The 21,601-nt window shown below is 68.8% G+C and carries 19 protein-coding genes; 3 read left to right on the top strand and 16 right to left on the bottom strand.

Annotated features, from left to right (window positions below; translation table 11 throughout):
• Window positions 1-455: 455 nt before the first annotated feature.
• The 8 genes from secF to ACFJIT_RS03840 form a co-directional block, all read right to left on the bottom strand.
• Entirely contained in the window at window positions 456-1,424 is a 969-nt protein-coding gene (secF, locus tag ACFJIT_RS03875; protein ID WP_379655097.1) for a protein translocase subunit SecF, read from the bottom strand.
• 91 nt (window positions 1,425-1,515) lie between these two features.
• A complete protein-coding gene (secD, locus tag ACFJIT_RS03870) occupies window positions 1,516-3,402 on the bottom strand; it encodes a protein translocase subunit SecD (protein WP_130535600.1) in 1,887 nt (628 codons plus the stop codon).
• 139 nt (window positions 3,403-3,541) lie between these two features.
• Entirely contained in the window at window positions 3,542-3,889 is a 348-nt protein-coding gene (gene yajC / locus ACFJIT_RS03865) for a preprotein translocase subunit YajC (RefSeq protein ID WP_130521110.1), read from the bottom strand.
• Between the two features lie 172 nt (window positions 3,890-4,061).
• Entirely contained in the window at window positions 4,062-5,204 is a 1,143-nt protein-coding gene (gene tgt / locus ACFJIT_RS03860; protein WP_130561786.1) for a tRNA guanosine(34) transglycosylase Tgt, read from the bottom strand.
• Window positions 5,201-6,244 carry a tRNA preQ1(34) S-adenosylmethionine ribosyltransferase-isomerase QueA gene (gene queA, locus ACFJIT_RS03855; protein WP_286574951.1) on the bottom strand — a complete coding sequence of 348 codons (1,044 nt, stop codon included), beginning with the start codon at window positions 6,242-6,244 and terminating at the stop codon, window positions 5,201-5,203. Before queA ends, tgt begins: the two co-directional genes overlap by 4 nt.
• A 108-nt stretch (window positions 6,245-6,352) precedes the next feature.
• The gene (locus tag ACFJIT_RS03850) at window positions 6,353-7,762 is read right to left on the bottom strand and encodes an XVIPCD domain-containing protein (protein ID WP_130561788.1); all 1,410 of its coding nucleotides are present in this window, start codon (window positions 7,760-7,762) and stop codon (window positions 6,353-6,355) included.
• Window positions 7,759-8,433 carry a hypothetical protein gene (locus ACFJIT_RS03845; protein WP_130561789.1) on the bottom strand — a complete coding sequence of 225 codons (675 nt, stop codon included), beginning with the start codon at window positions 8,431-8,433 and terminating at the stop codon, window positions 7,759-7,761. The genes ACFJIT_RS03850 and ACFJIT_RS03845 overlap by 4 nt, the downstream gene beginning before the upstream one ends.
• Window positions 8,434-8,615: 182 nt before the next feature.
• Window positions 8,616-9,047 carry an Lrp/AsnC family transcriptional regulator gene (locus tag ACFJIT_RS03840; protein ID WP_130521121.1) on the bottom strand — a complete coding sequence of 144 codons (432 nt, stop codon included), beginning with the start codon at window positions 9,045-9,047 and terminating at the stop codon, window positions 8,616-8,618.
• A 170-nt stretch (window positions 9,048-9,217) separates the two neighbouring features.
• Here ACFJIT_RS03840 and ACFJIT_RS03835 point away from each other — a divergent pair, with 170 nt between their 5' ends.
• Entirely contained in the window at window positions 9,218-10,717 is a 1,500-nt protein-coding gene (locus ACFJIT_RS03835) for an aminotransferase class III-fold pyridoxal phosphate-dependent enzyme (protein ID WP_379655096.1), read from the top strand.
• Window positions 10,718-11,033: 316 nt separating this feature from the next.
• Here the strand turns inward: ACFJIT_RS03835 and ACFJIT_RS03830 are convergent, their stop codons facing one another.
• Both ACFJIT_RS03830 and ACFJIT_RS03825 read right to left on the bottom strand, forming a co-directional pair.
• A complete protein-coding gene (locus ACFJIT_RS03830; RefSeq protein WP_379655095.1) occupies window positions 11,034-12,206 on the bottom strand; it encodes a phytase in 1,173 nt (390 codons plus the stop codon).
• On the bottom strand, window positions 12,206-14,758 hold the full coding sequence (locus tag ACFJIT_RS03825) for a TonB-dependent receptor (protein WP_379655094.1): 2,553 nt from the start codon (window positions 14,756-14,758) through the stop codon (window positions 12,206-12,208). Before ACFJIT_RS03825 ends, ACFJIT_RS03830 begins: the two co-directional genes overlap by 1 nt.
• A gap of 196 nt (window positions 14,759-14,954) precedes the next feature.
• Between ACFJIT_RS03825 and upp the strand changes: the two genes are divergently transcribed.
• Complete coding sequence (gene upp, locus ACFJIT_RS03820; protein ID WP_130521125.1) at window positions 14,955-15,587, top strand: uracil phosphoribosyltransferase; 633 nt, start codon at window positions 14,955-14,957, stop codon at window positions 15,585-15,587.
• Between the two features lie 258 nt (window positions 15,588-15,845).
• Window positions 15,846-16,136, top strand: a complete 291-nt coding sequence (locus ACFJIT_RS03815; RefSeq protein WP_379655093.1) for a PsiF family protein — start codon at window positions 15,846-15,848, stop codon at window positions 16,134-16,136.
• A gap of 459 nt (window positions 16,137-16,595) precedes the next feature.
• Here ACFJIT_RS03815 and ACFJIT_RS03810 read toward each other — a convergent pair whose 3' ends face one another.
• The 6 genes from ACFJIT_RS03810 to rsmD all read right to left on the bottom strand — a co-directional run bounded on the left by ACFJIT_RS03810 (window position 16,596) and on the right by rsmD (window position 21,579).
• Complete coding sequence (locus ACFJIT_RS03810) at window positions 16,596-17,489, bottom strand: MBL fold metallo-hydrolase (protein WP_379655092.1); 894 nt, start codon at window positions 17,487-17,489, stop codon at window positions 16,596-16,598.
• Between the two features lie 104 nt (window positions 17,490-17,593).
• Entirely contained in the window at window positions 17,594-19,303 is a 1,710-nt protein-coding gene (gene ggt / locus ACFJIT_RS03805) for a gamma-glutamyltransferase (RefSeq protein WP_379655706.1), read from the bottom strand.
• 43 nt (window positions 19,304-19,346) lie between these two features.
• On the bottom strand, window positions 19,347-19,595 hold the full coding sequence (locus ACFJIT_RS03800) for a YfhL family 4Fe-4S dicluster ferredoxin (protein ID WP_130521133.1): 249 nt from the start codon (window positions 19,593-19,595) through the stop codon (window positions 19,347-19,349).
• A gap of 309 nt (window positions 19,596-19,904) precedes the next feature.
• Window positions 19,905-20,402, bottom strand: coding sequence for a hypothetical protein (locus ACFJIT_RS03795; protein WP_379655091.1), 498 nt, complete (start codon window positions 20,400-20,402; stop codon window positions 19,905-19,907).
• Window positions 20,403-20,430: 28 nt separating this feature from the next.
• The gene (coaD, locus tag ACFJIT_RS03790; protein WP_379655090.1) at window positions 20,431-20,943 is read right to left on the bottom strand and encodes a pantetheine-phosphate adenylyltransferase; all 513 of its coding nucleotides are present in this window, start codon (window positions 20,941-20,943) and stop codon (window positions 20,431-20,433) included.
• 48 nt (window positions 20,944-20,991) lie between these two features.
• Window positions 20,992-21,579: a 16S rRNA (guanine(966)-N(2))-methyltransferase RsmD gene (gene rsmD, locus ACFJIT_RS03785; RefSeq protein WP_379655089.1), complete on the bottom strand. Its 588-nt coding sequence runs from the start codon at window positions 21,577-21,579 to the stop codon at window positions 20,992-20,994.
• Between the last annotated feature and the right edge of the window lie 22 nt (window positions 21,580-21,601).

The raw sequence follows: 21,601 nt of genomic DNA, 5'->3' as shown, positions 1-21,601 counted from the left end.
GCGAAGGGGAGGGCCGGGGTGGGGTGCTTTTGCTCTTCGCTTCTGTGGCTCGCCCGGGAAAGCCCCGACCCCTCCCCATCCCTCCCCTGCGCTGCGCGCAAGGGAGGGGGCCTCAAGTCGGCGTCCTCCGGTCACTGATCGCGCTCACTCCTCTCTCCTCTCCTTCGCCTGCACGAAAAGAGAGGAGGTCGAACGACACCGCAAACCGAAGCCCTGTGACCTGACGCGCGCGGCAGCGGGCCGGCGGGCGGTGGCCGCGCCCAGCGAGGCAGGAAGCCGAGCGCCCGAATCAGGGCAGGATGCCCTGATTGAGGGATAAGCGGACGCCGCCCGCCGGACCGCTGCCCCTCCGAAGCCAACACGCCCACCCGCCGCAATCCCGATCTACGACCCAGCAAAAACAAAGGCCGCACTGAAAGCGCGGCCTTTGCCAGAGTCGAAAGCGGCGACAGCGCTTAAGGGCGGCGCGCCAGCGCCTCCACATCCTTGGCCTTGGGCAGCAGATCCTGCTTGGTGACCTTGAACGGACCGATGCTCAGCAGCGGCACCGCCACGATCACCGAGGACACCACCACGATCACCGCACCGACCATATGCGTCTCGGCCAGCCCTTCCATCGAACGGCCGCCATACAGATACAGCGCCAGCGCCGACAGGAAGAACATCACCGCCGTGATCACCGTGCGCGAGAGCGTCTGGTTGATCGAACGGTTGAGCACTTCCAGCGGCTCCACGCGCAGACTGCGGAAGTTCTCGCGCACACGGTCGAAGACCACGATGATGTCGTTGATCGCAAAGCCCATCACCGACAGCAGACCGGCCAGCACCGTCAGATCGAACTCACGGCCCAGCAGCGACATGTAGGCCACCGTCAGGATCAGGTCGAAGAACGCCGTCAGCGAGGCGACCACCGCGAACTTCCACTCGAAGCGGAACGCGATGTAGATCAGGAAGCCCGCCAGCATGAAGATCGTGGCGTACAGACCATTCTTGGCCAGGTCCTTGCCGACCTGCGGACCGACGAACTCACCCGGCTGCACCGTGGCCGGATTAGCGTCGCTGGTGACGACCTTGCGCACCGACTCGGCCACGACCCGGCCCGCGTTCTCGTCGTTGTTGTGCTCGCCATGCGGCTGCAGGCGCACCATCACATCGTTGGCGCTGCCCACGTTCTGCACCTGGGCGTTCTCGAAGCCGTTCTGGTCCAGCAGCGTGCGCAGATGGTCGACGTCGACCGGCTTCTCGAAGTGCGCGCGCACCACGGTGCCGCCGGTGAACTCCAGCGCGTAGTTGAAGCCCTTCAGGCCGATGATGGCCATCGAGGCGATCAGGAGCACCACCATCAGCACCAGCACCGGCTTGCGCGGGCGCATGAAGTCGATCTTGGTGTCGTTGGGAACGATGTGCAGCGGGAAAAGTTTCATGCCACGTTTTTCCTTGAGAAGTCCGCACACGCAGGTGCGGGCTTTTGCGCGGGACGCGCGTACTGGCGCAGGCGCTTGCGAGGGCCTGGCGTCAGATCGCGACCGAGTTGAGCTTCTTGCGGCGACCGTAGATCAGCGTGGCCAGGGCGCGCGAGACGGTGATCGCGGTGAACATCGAGGCGAAGATGCCGATGATCATCGTCAGCGCGAAGCCCTTGAGCGGACCGGTACCGAAGGCGAACAGCGCGATGCCCACGATCAGGCCGGTCAGGTTGGCGTCCAGGATGGTGCCGCTGGCGCGCTCGTAGCCCTCGGCGATGGCCTTCTTGGCCGGCACGCCCAGACGCAGCTCCTCGCGGATGCGCTCGTTGATCAGCACGTTGGCGTCCACCGACAGGCCGACCGACAGCGCCAGACCGGCGAAGCCCGGCAGGGTCATGGTCGCGCCGAAGATGGACATCACCGCCACCACGATCAGCAGGTTGAACAGCAGCGCCACCGAGGTGATCGCGCCGAACACGCGGTAGTAGATGGTGAAGAACACCAGGGTGAACAGGAACGAGTACACCACCGCCTTGATGCCGCGCTCGACGTTCTCCGCGCCCAGGCTGGGGCCGATGACGTATTCCTCGACGAAGCTCATCGGCGCGGCCAGGGAGCCTGCGCGCAGCAGCTTGGCCAGGTTGTCGGCCTCATCCTTGGTCAGGCCGGTGGTCTGGAACTTGTTGCTGAAGACGCCGTTGATGGTCGAGGGCTGCAGCGCCTCCTCGCTCACGCGCACGCTGCGCACCTCCTTGCCATCGACCATCTTCACTTCCGGAATGCGCTCGATGTAGACCACCGCCATGCGCTTGCCGACGTTGACGCTGGTGAAGTCGAACATGCGCTGGCCGGCGACGCTGTTGAGCGTGATGTCCACGGCCGGCTGGCCGTTCTGGTCGACGTTGGAGACCGCGTTGACCATCTGGTCGCCCGAGGCCAGCACGCGCTTGTTGAGCAGGACCGGGCCGCGGTTGTCGCGCAGCTGGTAGAGCTTGGCTTCCGGCGGCACGTTGCCGGTGCGCATGGCCTCCAGCGCGTCGCCTTCGACCACGGCGCGGAACTCGATGGTGGCCGTGGCGCCGATCATGCGCTTGGCCGCGGCGGTGTCCTGCACGCCCGGCAGCTCGACCACGATGCGGTCGCTGCCCTGCTGCTGGATCACCGGCTCGGCCACGCCGAGCTGGTTGACGCGGTTGCGCAGGGTGGCGATGTTCTGCTGGATCGCATCGCCGGAGATGCGGGTCAGCTCGCTCTCGGGCAGGCCGATGACGATGCGCTGGCCCTGCACGTCGTAGGTCAGCGCCGAGGCGCCGACCAGCGCGCCGGAGGCGCTGGCGTTGGCAGGCGCCAGCACCTTCATCAGCGCATCGCGCGCGGCGGTGGCGCTCTGCCCCTCGGCCACGTTGACCACGATGGTGTTGTTGGCGCCGCGCAGCACCGAGTCGACGCGGATCTTGGCGTCGCGCAACGCGACGCGGGCGTCTTCGGCGTAGGCCTCCACGCGCTTGTCCAGCGCGGCCTTCTGGTCCACCTGCAGGGTGAAGTGCACGCCGCCCTGCAGGTCCAGGCCGCGCACCATCGGCTTGGCGCCCAGCCTGGACAGCCAGGCCGGCACGGTCGAGGCCAGGTTCAGCGCCGGGGTGTAGTTCTCGCCCAGCGATTCGCGCAGCGCGTCGTTGGCCTTGGCCTGCGCGTCGGGCGTGGACAGGCGCACCAGCAGGTCGCCGTCGCGCTTCTCGATCTGCTTGGGCGTGATGCCCGCCGCCTTGAGCGTCTCATCGACCTTGGCGCGCAGCGCATCGTCGATGGCCGCGCCGCGACTGGCGGTGATCTGCACCGAAGGATCCTGGGGATAGATGTTAGGCAGCGCATAGATCGCGCTCACCACCAGCACTACCAGGATCAGGACGTATTTCCAGCGGGGAAACTCGAGCATTGCTTGGCACCCGCGCCGAGCAGGCGCGCATTTGGTTGATCGAACCTGTGGCCACCGGCCCCGGATCTCGGGACCGCCGGCACGGCGTTGAACAGCAAGACGGACCGCGCCGGGCGGTCCGTCGGATGAAGCGGGTGTTTCAGACGGCGGACTTCAGAGTGCCCTTGGGCAGCACGTTGCCGACCGCGCCCTTCTGCACCCGCACCTTGACCCCGTCGGCGACTTCGACGGTGACGAAGTTGTCGCCGATCTCGGCCACGGTGCCTGCGATGCCGCCGGAGGTGATCACCTCATCGCCGCGCGAGAGCTTGTCCAGCAGGGCCTTGTGCTCCTTCTGGCGCTTCATCTGCGGGCGGATCATCACGAAGTACATCACCGCGATCAGGACGATCGGGAACACCAGCATCGACAGGCCACCGCCCTGCGGGGCGGGCGCGCCGGCGGCCTGGGCGTGGGCGGCGGGGATCAGGAAATCGAGCAGATTCATGTCAACAAGGTCCATGGTTGGGCCGAAAGCAGCCGGGAATTATGCCATGTGGCCGCCAGCGCGTGGCCGCAAGGCCCGCGTGCGTGCGATTCACCCCAATTCCCCGCATCGTGCCCTGATCGGACAGCGCCGGCGGGCAAAAGTTTCCCCGGCGTGCGCGGTGACAATCCGGTCACCCCGGCACGGCCATCCCGCGCTCCGCATAGAACGCGGCGCGGAAGGCCTGGAACCGCCCCTGCTCGATGGCCTGGCGCATCTGCGCCATGAGCCACTGGTAGTACCACAGGTTGTGCAGGGTGCCGAGCATTGGCCCGAGCATCTCGTTGCAGCGGTCCAGGTGGCGCAGGTAGCTGCGGGTGAAGCCGTTGCGGCAGGCGTAGCAGCCGCAGCCCGGCTCGATCACGTCCAGGTCGTGCTCGTACTTGCTGTTGCGGATGCGCACCGTGCCGAAACGGGTGAAGTAGTGCCCGTTGCGCGCGTTGCGGGTCGGCATGACGCAGTCGAACATGTCCACCCCGCGCGCCACGCCCTCGACCAGATCCTCGGGCCTACCCACGCCCATCAGATAGCGTGGCTTGTCGCCCGGCAGCTGCGGATGCAGATGGTCGAGCATGGCGTTGCGCTCGTCTTCGGTCTCGCCCACCGCGAGCCCGCCGATGGCATAGCCGTCGAAGCCGATGTCCTGCAGCCCCTGGGCCGACTGCGAGCGCAGATCGCCGTGCACGCCGCCCTGGACGATGCCGAACAGCGCCGCGTCGTTGCCCAGCCCATCGTGAGCCTGCCGCGAGCGCCGCGCCCAGCGCAGGGACAGCTCCATCGACTTGTGCACCACCCGCTTGTCGACCGGCTTGCCGTCCACGTTCACCGGCGGGCACTCGTCGAAGATCATCACGATGTCCGAGTCGAGCACGCGCTGGATCTTCATGCTCTCCTCCGGGCCCAGGAACACCTTGGCGCCGTCGGTCGGCGAGGCGAAGGTCACCCCCGCCTCGGTGATCTTGCGCCGGTGCGCCAGCGAGAACACCTGGAAGCCGCCCGAGTCGGTCAGGATCGGCCTGTCCCAGCGCGCAAAGCCATGCAGGCCACCGTGCTGGCCGATGACCTCCAGGCCCGGGCGCAGGTACAGGTGGAAGGTGTTGCCCAGGATGATCTCGGCGCCCAGGTCCTTGATGTGCTCGGGGAACACGCCCTTGACCGAGCCATAGGTGCCCACCGGCATGAACGCCGGGGTCCGCACCGTGCCGCGCGGAAAGCTCAGCTGGCCGCGCCGGGCATTGCCGTCGGTGGCCTTGAGCGTGAAGTCCATGCGGCTCATGCTGACGCCTCCTGCGCCTGCGGGAACAGCAGCATCGCATCGCCGTAAGAGAAGAACCGGTAGCCCTGCGCCACCGCATGCCGGTAGGCCTGCAGGATGCGCGCCTTGCCGGCGAAGGCCGAGACCAGCATCAGCAGCGTGCTCTCGGGCAGATGGAAGTTGGTGATCAGCGCATCGACGCTGGTGATGCGATAGCCGGGGAAAATGAAGATGCGCGTCTCGCCAGCGAAGGGCTGCAGCTGGCCCTCGCGGGTGGCGCTTTCCAGCGCGCGCACGACCGTGGTGCCGACCGCGATCACCCGGCCGCCGGCGGCGCGGGTGCGGCGGATCTGCTGCACCAGTTCGGCGCCGACGTTGAGCCATTCGCTGTGCATGCGGTGCTCGCGCACGTCGTCAACGCGCATGGCCTGGAAGGTGCCCGCGCCCACATGCAGGGTGATGTGGCCGAACTGCACGCCCTGGGCCTTCAGCCGTTCCAGCAGCGCTTCATCGAAATGCAGGCCGGCGGTCGGCGCGGCGACCGCGCCCAGTTCGCGCGCGAACACGGTCTGGTAGCGCTCGTCGTCGTCCTGGCCCGGCTCGCGGGTGATGTACGGCGGCAGCGGCATGCGCCCGGCCTTGAGCAGCCAGCTGTCCAGCGCATCGCCGACCTCGAAGCGCAGCTCGTAGAACTCGCCCTCGCGGCCCAGCACCTCGCAATGGCCGCCGGCGTCCAGCGCGATGCGGCCGCCCGGCTTGGGCGACTTGCTGGCGCCGATCTGCGCATGGGCGCGGTTGTCGGGCAGCAGACGCTCGATCAGGATCTCGACCCGTCCGCCGGTGTCCTTCTGGCCGAACAGCCGCGCCGGGATGACGCGCGTGTCGTTGAATACCAGCAGGTCGCCGGCGCGCAGCTGCTCCGGCAAATCGCGCACGTGCAGGTCGGCCAGCGGCGCATCGCCTGGCGGGACGATCAGCAGACGGCTGGCGGAACGCTCGGGCAGCGGCGCCTGGGCGATCAGCTCGGGCGGCAGGTCATAGTGGAAATCGGACTTCTTCAACGCGGGCAGTCGGTGTCGGGTCAGCCGCGTATTCTAGCGGGCCGGCGAGGCCGGCCCCGCCGTGGCGCAGGCTCGCCCCTGCGAAGGGGGCGCCCGCGCCGGACGCGCTCAACCCATCACCGGGCCCTGGACCACCGGATTGGCGCGCTCCTGCGCCTGCTGGCGCGCGTGCGACTGGGCGAGCTGGTCGGTGGCGAGCTGCCATTGCGCGGTGCTGGCCTCGACCGGGCGCTGCACGGCGCTGGCCACCTCCACCTGCGCCCGCTGCCGGGCTTCGGCCGGGCCATTGGAGGCCTCCACGGCGAAGGCGCGGCTGCCGTCCGGGCTCAGGCCCACCCGATCGATCGAGGACAGATGCGGGCTGGCGGCGGTCAGCGCCGCGGCCAGGCGCTCGCTGCTGCCATCGGGCGCGCGCCCCATGCCCTGATCGATCCGCGCGACCCCGGCGTAGGCCTGCTGGTAGCGGCCGTTGGCCGGGTGGCCCGGGTCACGCATGTCGGGCGGCGGCACCGCGCCAGGCGCGAGCGAGGCGCCGTGCTGGCGATGCTGCTCCCGGCGCGCGGGCTCGCCCGCGGGCAGGGACGGCTCGATGAGTTCGCGGATCCGGTCGACGGCCGGACCGGGGCCTCGGAGCATTTCGCCTGCATCGCCCAACGCGCTCGCGCCGCGGCGAATCGCCCGGACATCGCTCCGGTAGCTTTCGATCATGTGCTCGTGTTCGCGCGCCCGCGTCCGCGCTGCCGGATCGCTCAGCGCCGACACGTCGGGCTTGTAGTTGCCATCGACGTTGAGGAAGTTGTGCATCATGTGCGAGGTATTCACCGACGCCGCGATCGGGTTGTCAGGCGTCAGCGCATCGGCGATGACGCCATCCCGATAGCCGGATACGCGCAACTGCGTGATCTCCGAGGCCTTCGCATAGACGCGGACCCGCCCGTAGTGCGGACTGGCCGAACTGACCACATCGGCCGCCATGACGTGATTGATGAACTTCGGCGTGGCTTCCTCGGGAATCCGCAGTCCCAGGCTTGCGGCGCCATAGGGGTTGAAGGCCTCGCCGCGCAGATCGAAGTGGTGCGCGGTGATCTGCGCGAGCGTGCCGCCGAGGGAGTGGCCCGTGACGGTGACTTCGGGCGCCTTTTCGTGGCGTTTCTTCGCATCCACCTCGGCAAGGTCGAGCGCCCTGCCCGTCAATGCGATCGCGTCGGCAGCCTGCTGGTTCACCCGGCCGAAGACCATGCCGCCGTCAGTTAGCAGGCCATCTCTGAGCGGCTCCCGCGTGAACTCGGTTCCGCGATGCGCCACGATGATTTCGTGCGTATCTTCCCGCTGGAAGATGGTGCCTTGATAGCCCGATGGCTTGTCGACGTAGGCCAGTATCTTGTAATTCGTCCCATCCGGCATGGTGACCGACTTACCCACCAGCGAGGCGATATCGATCTCCTCATTACCCTTCTGATCTCGGCCGTAGCTGAAATCCGCGAGATCGGCGTACTGCTGGCTCTGCATTTTCTTCATTTCGCGTCATCCTTGACTGGCGTAAATGTCACCGTGAACAGATCCTGGTCTTGAACCGACGGACCATAGTCCGATCGGCCACCGCCCGTATCAGGATAATCTTCGACTCCCTCTGCTTCAGGGTATGTAACCCTGTTGAAGTACACGTTCTCGGGCGAGCCGGCCAACAGCTTGTCGTCGGGAATGCTCGGAATGAACAGCGTCTCGGCGTGCGCGCCAGTGGCCTTCATATGCACCCGGAACTGGATCAGCTTCCAGTGGCAGACGCCGCGCCCCGTGTAGTCCTGATCGAGCATCTGGTCGGCGTAGACCGTTCCCACGTACTCGGTTTCGGAGATCTTCTGCAGCGGGATCTCCACGTCGTCGGTCGGCACCGGGGCGGTGCGGCCGCCGGGGTTGTCCTTGGGCGGACTCAGGCATTCCTTGTTGACCACGTCGTACTGCGCCAGCGCCTTCATCCAGGCGAAGGGACCTGGCGCATCCTTGATGGTCATGGTGATGCGGTAAGCATCCTTGGGCGCGGGGTTGCGCGCGGACGCGACGGCGCCGCCGTGTTCGGCAGGCGAGGAGGTCACAGCATTCATATCGGTCCTTGAATCTGAAGGAGAACAGGCCGCCAGGGCAAACAACAGCGCGGGCGCGGCAAGCAAGCGGGGCTGGGTGCGCGTCATGGGGTCCTTCCACGGGGGAATCGGCAAGCCTTGCCGGAATGGTCCCCAGCGCAGGCGGGCCTGTCAAATCGGGATGCAGTGCAAGAAGCGGCGGGGCGATCGAACGCAATCCGGTCGAGTCGCCTCGCTGCGGGTGGCGCAACGAAACGAAATCGCGCGGCAAGCGCCCGCAATCCAGCCCCTCAGCGCTCGAACTTGGTCGACAGCACGATCGAGGAGGTGGTGCGCTCGACGCCCTCGATCGCGCCGATGCGGTCGGTGAGCTCGTCCATCTCACCTACCGTGGGCGCCATGCCGATGGCGATCAGATCGTGCGGGCCGCTGACCGAATGCAGGGCACGCACCTGGGCCATCGCGCGCAGCGCATTGGTCACGGCAACCATCTGCTTGGGCCGCACGGTGATCAGGATGTGGGCGCGGATGTGGCCGTGTTCCACATCATCGCGCAGGCGCACGGTATAGCCGGCGATCACTCCCTGGCGCTCAAGCCGTTCCAGCCGACTCTGCGCGGTGGTGCGCGACACGCCCAGGCGGCGGGCCAGCTCGGCCACCGGCGCGCGCGCGTCCTCGCGCAACAGGGCCAGCAGGGCCTGATCGGGGGCGGATACCGTCATTGTGCGCAGCTCCCTTCGTCGATACGACGAAAAAACCGGTGGATTCGCCAGGATCATACCTGTCGAATCGACGGTCGTTGCTTCAATAATGCAGGCATCCCCGTGTTTCCCTGGCGCCTCGCCCTGCTGCGCTGCGCCACGCCCGCCCGTTCGCCCCAGGAGACCTGCCGATGTCCGTGACCGCTCCCCTCGCCCCGCTGCGCGCCCGCGCCGGCACCCGCCTGACCGAAGGCCTGGACGAGGCCACCCTGGCGCGACTGGCCTCCGGCCATCCTGACCTGGGCCGCGCCATCGCCGCGGCCGCCGCGCAGTTCGCCGCGCTGGAGGACAGCTTCGATGCGCTGCTGGACCTGGACGAGGCCGAACAGGTCGCGCGGGTGCAGGAGGGTTACGTCAACTTCTACGCCGACGATGCGGTCAACCCCTATGTCGCCCTGGCCGCCTGCGGGCCGTGGGTAGTCACGCTGAAGGGCGCGGTGCTCTACGACGCCGGCGGCTACGGCATGATCGGCTTCGGCCATACGCCCGATGCAGTACTGGCGGCCATGGCCCAGCCGCAGGCGATGGCCAACATCATGACGCCCAGCCTGTCGCAGCTGCGCTTCGATGCGGCCCTGCGCGCCGAGATCGGCCACACCCGCGCCGACGGCTGCCCGTACGCGAAGTTCCTGTGCCTGAACTCGGGCTCCGAGTCGGTCGGCCTGGCCGCGCGCATCGCCGACATCAACGCCAAGCTGCTGACCGACCCGGGCGCGCGCCATGCCGGCGCCGCGCTCAAGCGGGTGGTGGTCAAGGGCAGCTTCCATGGCCGCACAGACCGGCCCGGGCTGTATTCGGATTCCAGCCGCAAGACCTATACCCAGCACCTGGCCAGCTATCGCGGCGAGGATTCGGTGATCGCCGTGCCGCCCTACGACGAGGCGGCGCTGCGCAAGGTGTTCGCCGACGCGCAGGCCAACGGCTGGTTCATCGAGGCGGTGTTCCTGGAGCCGGTGATGGGCGAAGGCGACCCGGGCCGCGCGCTGCCGCCGGCCTTCTACGCCGCCGCGCGCGAGCTCACCCGCGTCCACGGCAGCCTGCTGCTGGTCGACTCGATCCAGGCCGGTCTGCGCGCGCATGGCGTGCTGTCGGTGGTGGACTACCCGGGCTTCGAGGGCCTGGAGGCGCCGGACATGGAGACCTATTCCAAGGCGCTCAACGCCGCCCAGTACCCGCTGTCGGTGCTGGCGGTGACCGAGCACGCCGCCCGGTTGTATCGCAAGGGCGTGTACGGCAACACCATGACCAGCAATCCGCGCGCCCTGGAGACCGCCTGCGCCACGCTGGCCCTGCTCACCCCGCAGGTGCGCGAGAACATCCGCACCCGCGGCGCGCAGGCGGTGGCCAAGCTGGAACAGCTCAAGGCCGAGCTGGGCGGGCTGATCACCAATGTGCAGGGCACCGGCCTGCTGTTCTCGTGCGAGCTGGCGCCGCAGTTCAAGTGCTATGGCGCCGGGTCGATCGAGGAGTCGCTGCGCATGCGCGGGCTCAACGTGATCCACGGCGGCGCCAATTCGCTGCGCTTCACCCCGCACTTCCTCATCGACGCCGACGAGTTGGACCTGCTGGTGTCGATGGTCGGCCAGGCCCTGCGCGAAGGATCGCGTCAGCAGCAGGCGCAGGCGGCCTGATCCGCCCAGCCCCATGCAGCAGGAAGGCCCGCGCGAGCGGGCCTTCTTGTTTGGTTCTTCGCCGAAGCAAGTGGTTAGTGAGCGGGCTTCGCCCACCCACCTCGAACGACGGACGGATGGATCGGCGCCTCTTTCGACTTGCGACCCGAAGCCTCTTGACCTGACGCGCGCGGCAGCGGGCCGGCGGGTGGTGGCCGCGACGAGCGAGGCAGGATGCCGAGCGCCCGAATCAGGGCAGGATGCCCTGACTGAGGGACAAGCGGCCACCGCCCGCCGGACCGCTGCCCACTCCGAAGAAAGCCAGTACGACAGGAAGCTAGGACTTGCAGCCCGGCAGCGCCAGGGCCTTGGCGACGTCGCGCCAGTCGAATGCCGCCACCGCCTGGTCGTCGTGCAGCGCATAGAACGCGCCCTGCGGGAAGCGCGCGTCGCCGCGCGCGTCCATCCACACCCCGTCGGTGTTGGCCGTGACCTTCCCGGCGAAGGCGCCCAGATGCCGCAGCGTACTGCGATCGAACACATGGAACAGGCTGCGGTCCTTGAACTGGTCGGTGCCGATCCAGTAGCCGCTGCCGTCCGCGCAGGCCAGCAGCGCGATGCCCTCGGCCTGGGCCTTGTACAGGCCCGCGCCGATGTCGCGGCCGGTGTAGGTGCCATCGGAGAGCCGGTACTCGCGCAGGCGCGTGCCGGTGGGCACGTCCTCCTCGGCCAGCAGCAGGCGGTCGTTGTCCGCGTCGCCATAGACCGACTCGGCGATGCGGATCGCGCCTTCCTGCGCGGTGTCGCCGAAGGTCTGGCGCAGGGTCGCTTGCCACTGCCCGCCTTCGCGGCTGAGCTGGTAGCGACGGAAGCGCTGGCCCAGCTGCGCCAGCGGCGGCACCGTGTCCTCGTCGGCGCCCAGCATGTAGTTATCGCTGACGATGACCTCGATGCCTTCGTCCTTGGGGTGCGCCCACAGGCCGTAGGGTTTCTTGAGCTCCTCGCTGCCGAACACCCCCACCGACTTGAAGTCCGGCAGCGAGAACGCCTGCACGCGGTGGTTGTCGCGTTCGACCACCAGCGCCAAATCGCCCACCACCGACACGCCGTTGGGCCGGTCCAGCTGGCCCGGCGCGGCGCCCTTGCCGGCGACGGTGCGCAGGCGCTTGCCGGTGTCGCCGTCGAACACCACCAGCTCGCCGGTCTTCTTGGCGGTGGTGATGACCCAGCGCGCGCCGTCCGGGGCGGCCCACACCGCCGGCGAATCCAGATTGTCCTGCGGCGTGGCGGCGGTGACGAAGGCCTCGGCCACCACCTGGTGCGGCACCTTGGCCGTGGCCAGCAGCGGATCGCCGGTGCCGGCCTCGTCGGGTTCGCGGTCGCTGGTCGCGGATGTGGCTGGCGGCGCGGACGCCGCGGGCGCTGCGACCGGCGCTCGATCGCAGGCCGACAACAGCGCGCACGCTAGCGCCAACGCGGCCGCGCCTCGCGGGAGATGCACGGCGGCCATCACAGCTTCACCTTCAGGCCGACCGCGAAGCTGCGGCCGTATTCCTCGAACTGCTGGGTATGGGCGCGATCGCCCTGGTAGCGCTCCAGCGGCTTGTCCAGCAGATTGGAGGCATCGAAGAACAGCTGCACGCTATCGCTCAGCTGCACGTCCAGGCCGAAGTCCAGCTGCGTATTGGGCGCCACGTAGATGTCGTACGGCGCCGAGGCGCCGAGCTCGTCCAGGTACGCGCTGCGGTACACCGCCGACACGCGCGCGGACACGCCGTACTTCTCGTAGCCCAGGTAGCCGCTGTACACGTGCCGGGATGCGCGCGGGAGCGTGAAGTCCTCACCCTGGCGCGTGGCCACGCCAGGATCGAAATCGGTGTCCAGCCAGGTGCCGCTGGCGCCGACCAGCAGGCCGTTCCAGCCCTCGGGCAGGAAGTCGAGCTGCTGCTGGTAGTTGAACTCGGCGCCCAGCACCTTGGCGTCATCGCCGTTGATGGCGCGGGTGACGTCGAAGCCGGCATAGGCCGGATCGTTGTTGCTGACCGTGTCGACGATGTAGCCGTCGATCCACTTGCGGAACAGGCCCAATGAGACGATGCCGCTCTGCCCCAGATACTTCTCGAAGGACAGGTCCAGATTGGTCGATTCGTAAGGATCGAGGTCGGGATTGCCCAGCTCGACCCGCCCGTCGTCGCGGTCGATGGTCGCATGCGGCGCGATCTGGCCGAACCCGGGCCGCGAGACGGTCTTGTTCAACGCCGCGCGCAGCGTCCAGCCCTCCCCGCCGTCCCAGCGCAGGTGCAGACCCGGCAGCACGTTGGTGTAGCTGCGGTGGGCCTTCAGCGGCGTGGCGCTGAAGGTCCCGTCGTCCTGGATCTCGATGCTGTTGCCGGTGGCGGTGAAGCTGGTGTTCTCCACGCGCACGCCGGCAATCGCGCGCAGCGCGCCGATGTCCCAGGTGCCCATGGCGTAGGCGGCCAGGATGTCTTCCCTGGAGGTGTAGTCCTCGGCCAGCGCGGCGACGGCGTTGCTGGCCACATCGCCGGCGGCGGCGCTGTAGCCCGCGCCGTTCTGCGCCCAGTAGGCGCGCATGGCCGAGGAACTCAGCGCCTGGCCCAGGCTGTTGTGGCGATGCTCCGGCGCGGCGACCGTCCAGGTGGTCGGGTCGATGGCCGGACCCTTGGACAGCTCGGGCTCGTTCTTGTCCACGTCGCGGTCGCGGAAGCGGCCGAGCAGGCCCAGCTTGTAGCTGGCGTGGTCGCCGTCAAAGCGCGCGTTGATCTTGGCGCCGACTTCCTTGTCGTCCGTGCTGCCCGGCGAGAGCACCCACTTGTTGAAGGCGTAGTTGGCGTTGTCGGCCCAGCGCTCGCTGGAGAAGTCGATGTCCGGCAGGTGATCGGTCTGGTCGATGCTGGCCGTCAGCCCCTTCTTGGCGGCCTTGGTGATCTTGAAGCGGGCCTCCTGCTCGTCGGGCACGCGCTCCTCGGTCTTGGTGTAGCCGACTTGGTAATCCAGCACCGCGCCGCTCAGCCGGTTCTCGCCGCCGAAGCTGGCGGCGGCGGTGTTCTCCTTCTTGGTGCGGAAGCGCACGCGCTTGCTCAGGTCGTCCACCGGCGCCAGGTAGGTGCCGTCGCCCCGGGCCACGACGGTGTCCGGGTCGAAGTCGATGACGGTGTTCTGCCGGGTCTCGGCGTCCTGGTAGTCGCTGTAAAGCGTGCGCAGGTAGTAGCGGTTGTCCGCGTCCGGGCGCCAGTCCAGGTTGAGGTTGGCGCCCCAGCGCTTGCGCTCGATGAAGTACTTGCGCCGCTGCTGCTGGACCATGAACAGTTCTCCGCTGTCCAGCGCGTCGTACTCGCCCTCGGTGTTGTCCGACTCGAACTTGCGGTCCTGGTAGTTCAGGCCCAGCGCCACGCCGAAGGTGTCATCGGCGAAGCGCTCACTGTAGTTGAAGGCGGCCCGCGGGCTGGTGTGCCCGCTGAGCTGCTGGTGGTCGGCCTCGATCCTGCCGCGCACGCTGCGGCCGTCGCGGTCGAAGGCCGAGGCCGATTCGACCTCGATCGCCCCGCCGATCGAATCGCCCGGCATGTCCGGCGTCGGCGACTTGACCACCTTCAGGCGTTCGGTCGAATCGGACGGGATCAGGTCCAGCGGCGTGGCGCGGTTGTCGCTTTCGGTCGTGCCGATGGCGATGCCGTCGATGGTGACGCTGTTGAGCGCCGCGTCCAGGCCGCGCACGACCACGTAGCGGCCCTCGCCCTGGTCGCGCGTCACGCTGACGCCGGGCAGGCGCGAGACCGACTCGGCCACGTTCTGGTCGGGGTAGTCGCCCACGTCGTCCGCGGCGACCGCGTCGAGGATGGCGTTGCTGTCGCGCTTGAGGTCGATCGCGCGCACCTGCGCCTCCAGCTGCGGGCGCACCACCAGCCGGTCCATGGTGGTGGCATCGGCCGCAGGCGCGGCCGCGGCCGGTGCGTCGGCGGCGGGATCGGCCAGCACGGGCGGGGCCGCCAGCGCGGTCAGCGTGAGCGAAATGGCGCAGGCAAGGCGATGGCGCGTCAGCACGGTGTGTCGTTCCCCAACGAACAAAGATGGGGCGGCACGGTATTGCGGCGAGATTTCCGCACCGTGACACGCGCGGCAAAGTGACGGAGCAGTCACTTCCAGCACCCAGCGCCTGGGGGCCCCGACGCGTCCGCGACTGGGCCGGCACGCGGGCGATGCGGCACACTGGTCCGCCCGCCTTCGCTCACTGCCAGACATGAAAACCGTCGAAGTCCGTCACCCCCTGGTCCGCCACAAGATCGGCCTGCTGCGCGATGCGTCCTTGAGCACCAAGGGGTTCCGCGAGCTGGTCACCGAACTGGGCACGCTGCTGGCCTACGAGGCCACCGCCGACCTGCACACCGAGACCGAGACCATGCAGGGCTGGGCCGGCCCGGTGGAGGTGCAGAAGATCGCCGGCGCCAAGATCACCCTGGTGCCGATCCTGCGCGCGGGGCTGGGCATGCTTCCCGGCGTGCTGGCGCTGATCCCGGCCGCGCGCGTGAGCGTGGTCGGCCTGCAGCGCGACGAGGAGACCCTGCAGCCGGTGCCCTACTTCGAACGCCTCACCGGCCGCCTGGAGGAGCGCGATGCGCTGATCCTGGACCCGATGCTGGCCACCGGCGGCACCCTGATCGCCACCATCGACATGCTCAAGCGCGCCGGTGCACGCCGCATCAAGGGCATCTTCCTGGTCGCCGCGCCCGAGGGCCTCAAGGCCCTGGAGGCCGCGCACCCGGACGTGGAGGTCTACACCGCCGCCATCGACGACCATCTCAACGAGAAGGGCTACATCCTGCCCGGCCTGGGCGACGCCGGCGACCGCATCTTCGGCACGCGGGTAGGCTAACCAGGAAGGCTGGAACGGTCTGTGGGAGCCACTGCCCCTCTCGATCAGGCCGCGGCCGCGTTGTAGAGCGGAGCTTGCTCCGCTGCTCTTCGTTCGGTTCCTGGCGAAAACCCCAGCGGAGCAAGCTCCGCTCTACAGGTGGGGGCTGAACGCCGCTCAGCCAGGCTGCGCCATGTCGCAGCGCTGCCACACATCGGCACCGGGGCCGGGCGTAGGATCCGCCCGCGTCACCCATCTTCCTTTTCGGAGAGCCACGCCATGACCCGTTCGATCCTGCTGGCCTGCGCGCTGCTGGCCGGCGCCGTGAGCGCCAACGCCCTTGCCGCGCAGTCCAGTTCCCAGACCCGCATGGCCGAGTGCTCGGCCCAGAACAAGGGCAAGAAGGGCGATGAGTACAAGGCGGCGCAGAAGGCCTGCCTGAGCGCCAAGCCGGCCGCCGCCGCCACGCCGCAGGAGCGCATGAAGTCCTGCAACGCCGACGCCTCGGCCAAGAAGCTCGCCGGCGACGCGCGCAAGACCTTCATGTCCAGCTGTCTCAAGAAGAGCTGAGCGCTCGCGCCCAAGCGGCGCGGACACCGCAGGCGCATCGTCCCGGCAATCGCAGGGACGATGCGAACTCAGTGTGGGAGCAACTGTCTCCTCAAATCTCGCAGCGGCCCGCCTGTAGAGCGCAGCTTGTGGCAATCACCTCTTGGGGACTCCGCTGCTCTTCGTTCGGCTCGTGGGGAAGGCCCCAGCCCCGCCTGTAGAGCGGAGCTTGCTCCGCTGCTCTTCGTTCGGCTCGTGGGGAAGGCCCCAGCCCCGCTTGTAGAGCGGAGCTTGCTCCGCTGCTCTTCGTTCGGCTCGTGGGGAAGGCTCCAGCCCCGCTTGTAGAGCGGAGCTTGCTCCGCTGCTCTTCGTTCGGTTCGTGGGGAAGGCCCCAGCGGAGCAAGCTCCGCTCTACAGGGGGGGGCCAAACAACTCCCATCCATGCAGCTGGGGCTCCCACCGGGAGGGCCCACTGGCGGCTCAGGCCGCCAGCGGCCTGGCGTGGAGCTCGGCCACCTCGTGCGTCGTACCGAAGCGGCCCTGCGCGTCGCGGGTGACCTGGGCCAGGGCGCAGTCGGTGTCGTGGGTGAAGAACAGCCGCACCCCGCGCGCCAGCGCATCGTCCAGGAAGGCGCGCTTCTCGTCGATCAGCAGTTCGGCGTGGCGGTCGTAGCCCATGGTGATCGGCACGTGCACCCAGAAGCGCCCCGGGATCAGGTCGGCGCAGAACGCCACCCCGCCGTGCGCCTGCCCCTGCGCGTCGCGCTGCGGTCCGACGATCTCCGACAGCATCAGCCCCGGCGTGTGGCCGTCGCTGAAGGTGAAGCGCACTGTCTCGCCCAGCGCCCGCGCATGCGGGCCCTCCACCAGCTCCAGCCGGCCGCTGGCCTCCAGCAGCCCGGGCAGCTCGGGGATGAAACTGGCCCGGTCGCGCGGATGCGGCGCCCGCGCCCGCTGCCAGTGCGTCGCACCGACCACGAAGGTCGCCTTGGGAAACAGCAGCGCCGGCGCCTGGCCTTCCTGCCATGGCGCCAGCAGGCCGCCGGCATGGTCGAAGTGCAGGTGGCTCAGCACCACCACATCGATGTCCTCGTGCGAGAAGCCTGCGCGCGCCAGGGAGTCGAGCAGCACATGCTCCGACTCGACCACGCCGTAGCGCTCGCGCAGTTTCGGCTCGAAGAACGCGCCGATGCCGGTCTCGAACAGCACCGTCCTGCCATCGAGGCCCTCGACCAGCAGCGCGCGGCAGGCCAGGGCGATGCGATTGCCCGCATCGGGCTCCACCCAGCGCGCCCACAGCGCGCGCGGCGCGTTGCCGAACATCGCCCCGCCGTCGAGCTTCTGCGAATTGCCCAGGATCGACCAGAGTTTCATGCCTGCCTCCTCCCGAAGGCTGTGTTGCGCGGCGCCTTGCGCGCCGGAAGCGAAGAAGGCGACGCAGCCGCGTCGCCTTCCTCATCGCACGACGTTGCCGATCTTCAGGGCGTCGTCGTGGTCAAAATCTCCGCGGCGCCGACCGGATTGCGCGGGTCGCTGCCGCCGCTGAGGGTGTTGGTCTTGCGATCCCATTCCACCGTCTGTAGGTTGCCCCAGACGTGGCTGGAGCCGCGACCGCCGGCGGCCTCGTCGCCGGGCTGTTCGACCTTGTGGCCCATCGCCTCCAGCGCCTTGATCGTCTCCGGCGAGAAGGTGCCGGTCTCGGCGTCGATGACGTCCGGCAGCCACTGGTGGTGGTAACGCGGCAGCGCGGCGGCCTGCTGCGCGCTCAGCCCATCGTCGTAGCCCAGGATGCCCAGCAGCACCATGGTGATGATGCGGCTGCCGCCCGGCGTGCCCAGCACGATGGTCTTGTCGGCGTTCTCCATGAAGGTGGGCGTCATCGAGCTCAGCGGGCGCTTGCCCGGCTTGGGCGCATTGGCCTCGTAGCCCATCACGCCGAAGGCGTTGGGCGTGCCGGGCTTGAGCGCGAAGTCGTCCATCTCGTCGTTGAGCAGCACGCCGGTGCCCTTGGGAATCAGGCCCGAGCCGTACAGCAGGTTGACCGTCTGGGTCGCGCCGACGCGGTTGCCCTGAGCGTCGATGATCGAGAAGTGCGTGGTCTCGTCGTCTTCCAGCGGCGTCGGGTTGCCCGAGAGCAGGTCGCTGGGCGTGGCCTTGTCCGGGTTGATGGTCGAACGCAGCCCCAGCGCGTAGTCCTTGCTCAGCAGGACCTTCTGCGGAATGGTGGTGAAGTCCGGATCGCCCAGGAAGAAGGTGCGGTCGCGGTAGGCGCGGCGCATGGCCTCGACCACCAGGTGGGCGCGGTGGGCCGGGTCCATCGCCTTGAGGTCGTAGCCCTCGACGATCTGCAGCATCTCGGCCAGCGCGATGCCGCCGGAGGACGGCGGCGGCACGGTGGTGATCTTCCAGCCCTTGTAGTCGAACTGGATCGGCGCGCGCGTCTTGACCTGGTAGCCGGCCAGCTCCTGCGCCGTCCACTGGCCGCCGGCGGCCTTGACCCCGGCCAGCAGCTTCTTGGCCGTCTCGCCCTTGTAGAACCCGTCGCGGCCCTTCTCGGCCAGCAGGGTCAGGGTGTGGGCCAGTTCGGGCTGCTTGAAGATCTCACCGGTCTGGATCGGCTTGCCGCCGCGCAGATAGACCTCGCGCGTGCCTGGGTACTTCTCCATCTCCTTGGCGCGCTGGGCATAGCCGCGGGCCATGCGGTCATAGACCGGGAAGCCCTCGGTGGCGATGCGGATGGCCGGCGCCAGCGACTGCTTGAGCGGCAGCTTGCCGTGCTTCTCGGCCAGTTCCACCAGCGCCGCCGGCAGGCCGGGGATGCCGGCCGACCAGGGGCCGTTGATCGACTTGGACTGGTCGAGCTTGCCGTCCTTGTCCAGGTACTTGTCCGGCGAGGCCGACTCGGGCGCGGTCTCGCGCGCGTCGATCATCGTGTCCTTGCCGGTGGCCGCATCGTGCAGCAGGAAAAAGCCGCCGCCGCCCAGCCCCGAGCTGATCGGCTCGACCACGCCCAGCGTGGAGGACACCGCCACCGCCGCATCGAAGGCATTGCCGCCCTGGCGGATGATCTCCAGTCCGGCCTCGGTGGCCAGCTTGTGGCCCGAGGCGATCGCCGCGCCGGGAGGATGGGTGGCCTGCTGCGCGCTGGCAGCGACCGGCAAGAGGACCGTCAGGGCGACGGCGAACAGGCTCGAACGTTTCACGCGCTCTCCAAAGGGTTGAGGAATCGGATCATTCACCCTGCAGGCGCTGGAGCTTGGCCAGCAGGTCCTCCCGGCTTTCAGGATACGCCGGGTCGGGATCGATGCACTCCACCGGGCACACGACCACGCACTGCGGCTCGTCGAAATGACCCACGCATTCGGTGCAGCGCGCCGGGTCGATGACATAGATCTCCTCGCCCATCGCGATGGCCTGATTGGGACAGGCCGGCTCGCAGACGTCGCAGTTGACGCACAGGGAGTTGATCTTCAGCGACATGGAAGGCGATGGGGCGCGGCGGGCACGCAGCGATGGGGAACCCGCATTATCGCCCAGGTCCGCCCCCAGGCCGCGCCGCGGACCGCAGTGCACCGTCCCGCTGACGACACGCTGGTGCTGCGCCCCTCCCCTTGCGAAGCAGGGGGAGGCCGGGAGGGGGTTGGATCAGGCCGCGGGTTGCCTTAGCCGCAGGCATGCAAAGCAACCACAACAGCAAAAGCTGGATCCCCGCGTGCGCGGGGATGGAGGAGGCGTGCCTCCTCCGGTCATGGCAAAGGCGGCCGTGCTACGCACGGCCGCGCCATGAGGTCACTTGGCTTCGACGAACACGTAATCCGCGCCGGACGGCGCCACCGCCGCCTTGACGCGGTCGTTGTCGGCCGCGGCGCCGACGAACAGCACGCGCGCGCCCTTGAACGAGCCGGCCGAGGCCTTGCCGAAGGCGGCCACGATCAGGTCGGCCATCTTGGCGCTGACCGGCGAGCCGAAGGCCACCATGTTGCCGGAGGTCACGCCGCGCTGGGCGGCGTTGCTGACCTGCTCGGCCAGGCGGTCGTACTTGCCCTGGAAGTCCGGGTCGGTCTCGGCCGGCAGGTAGTACATGATCGGCGGGTTGGAGATGTTGCCCATGTTGCGCGGCACGACGTCCTGCAGGTACTTCTTCCACGCGGCATCGTCGCTGGTGGTCGGCGCGGTCATCGCGGCGGCTTCGGCCGGCTGCGCGGGCGCGTCTTCCTTCTTGCACGCGGCCAGGGTCAGGCTCATGCCCAGGCAGGCGGCCAGGAGCAGGCGGTTGGTGGACTTCATGGTGCAGTCTCCGGTTGGATCGTTCGGTTCAAGGGGCGGGGGAAAGCGAAGCGCGGCGCACGTCCTGCAGCGCCTTGGCGACCGAGGCCGGCACGAAGCCGGACACGTCGCCGCCCAGGCGCGCCACTTCGCGCACCAGGGTCGAGGAAATGAAGCCGTATTGCTCGGCCGGAGTCATGAACAGCGTTTCCACGTCGGGAATCAGATGCCGGTTCATGCTGGCCATCTGGAACTCGTACTCGAAGTCGGACACCGCGCGCAGCCCGCGCAGCAGCACCCGGCCGCCGACCTGGGCGACGAAATCGGCCAGCAGGCTGTCGAAGCCGATCACCTCCACGTGCCGGTGATGGGCCGTGGCGGCGCGCGCCAGTTCCACGCGCTGCTCCAGCGGCAGCGCCGGCCCTTTCTTCTGGCTGGCGGCCACGCCGATGACCAGGCGCTCGAACAGCGGCGCGGCGCGGTCGATCAGGTCGATGTGACCGTTGGTGATCGGATCGAAGGTGCCCGGATAGACCGCCGTCCGGATGGGCGACACGCTCATGCTGCAAAACCCGTGGAAATTCGCGGGCCGAGTGTAGCAGCGCTCCTTTCAGCCCGGCGCACGCGCCAGCGCATAGCGCACCTGGCGGGTCTGGCCCTCGCGGTGCAGGACAAAGCCGGGCGGCAGCGCCGGCGCCTGCTCGAGCGGGGCCTCCAGGTACAGCCAGGCGCCGGGCGCGAGCAGCCGCGGCAGGCGTTCCAGCACGCGCGCATGCAGCCCGTCGGCGAACGGCGGGTCGAGGAAGGCGATCTGGAAGCCGCCATCCGGCTGCCCCTCCAGCCAGGCCAGCGCGTCGCCCTGCACCACCTGGGCGATGTGGTCGGCTTGCAGTCTTGTCACCGTCTGCGCCAGCTGGCGGGCCGCGGCCGGGTCGCGTTCGACCAGCACCGCGCCGGCCGCCCCGCGCGAGAGCGCCTCCAGCCCCAGCGCGCCGGTGCCGGCGAACAGGTCCAGCACCCGCGCCCCGGCCAGCTGGCCGGTCAGCCAGTTGAACAGGGTCTCGCGCACCCGGTCGCTGCTGGGCCGCAGGCCGGCCACGTCCGGCACCGCCAGGCGCGTGTTGCGCCAGCGCCCGCCGACGATGCGCACCTGGCCGGCGCCGGCGTTGCGGGACGAGGGAGGGGGCGGTCGGGACATGGCACGGCGCGGACGACGGGGC

This window comes from Pseudoxanthomonas sp. UC19_8 (genome assembly GCF_042700505.1).
GTDB classification, from domain to species: Bacteria; Pseudomonadota; Gammaproteobacteria; order Xanthomonadales; family Xanthomonadaceae; genus Pseudoxanthomonas_A; species Pseudoxanthomonas_A winnipegensis.
Note: the sequence above shows the minus strand (reverse complement) of the source record. Positions and strands in the feature narration are given on the sequence as shown.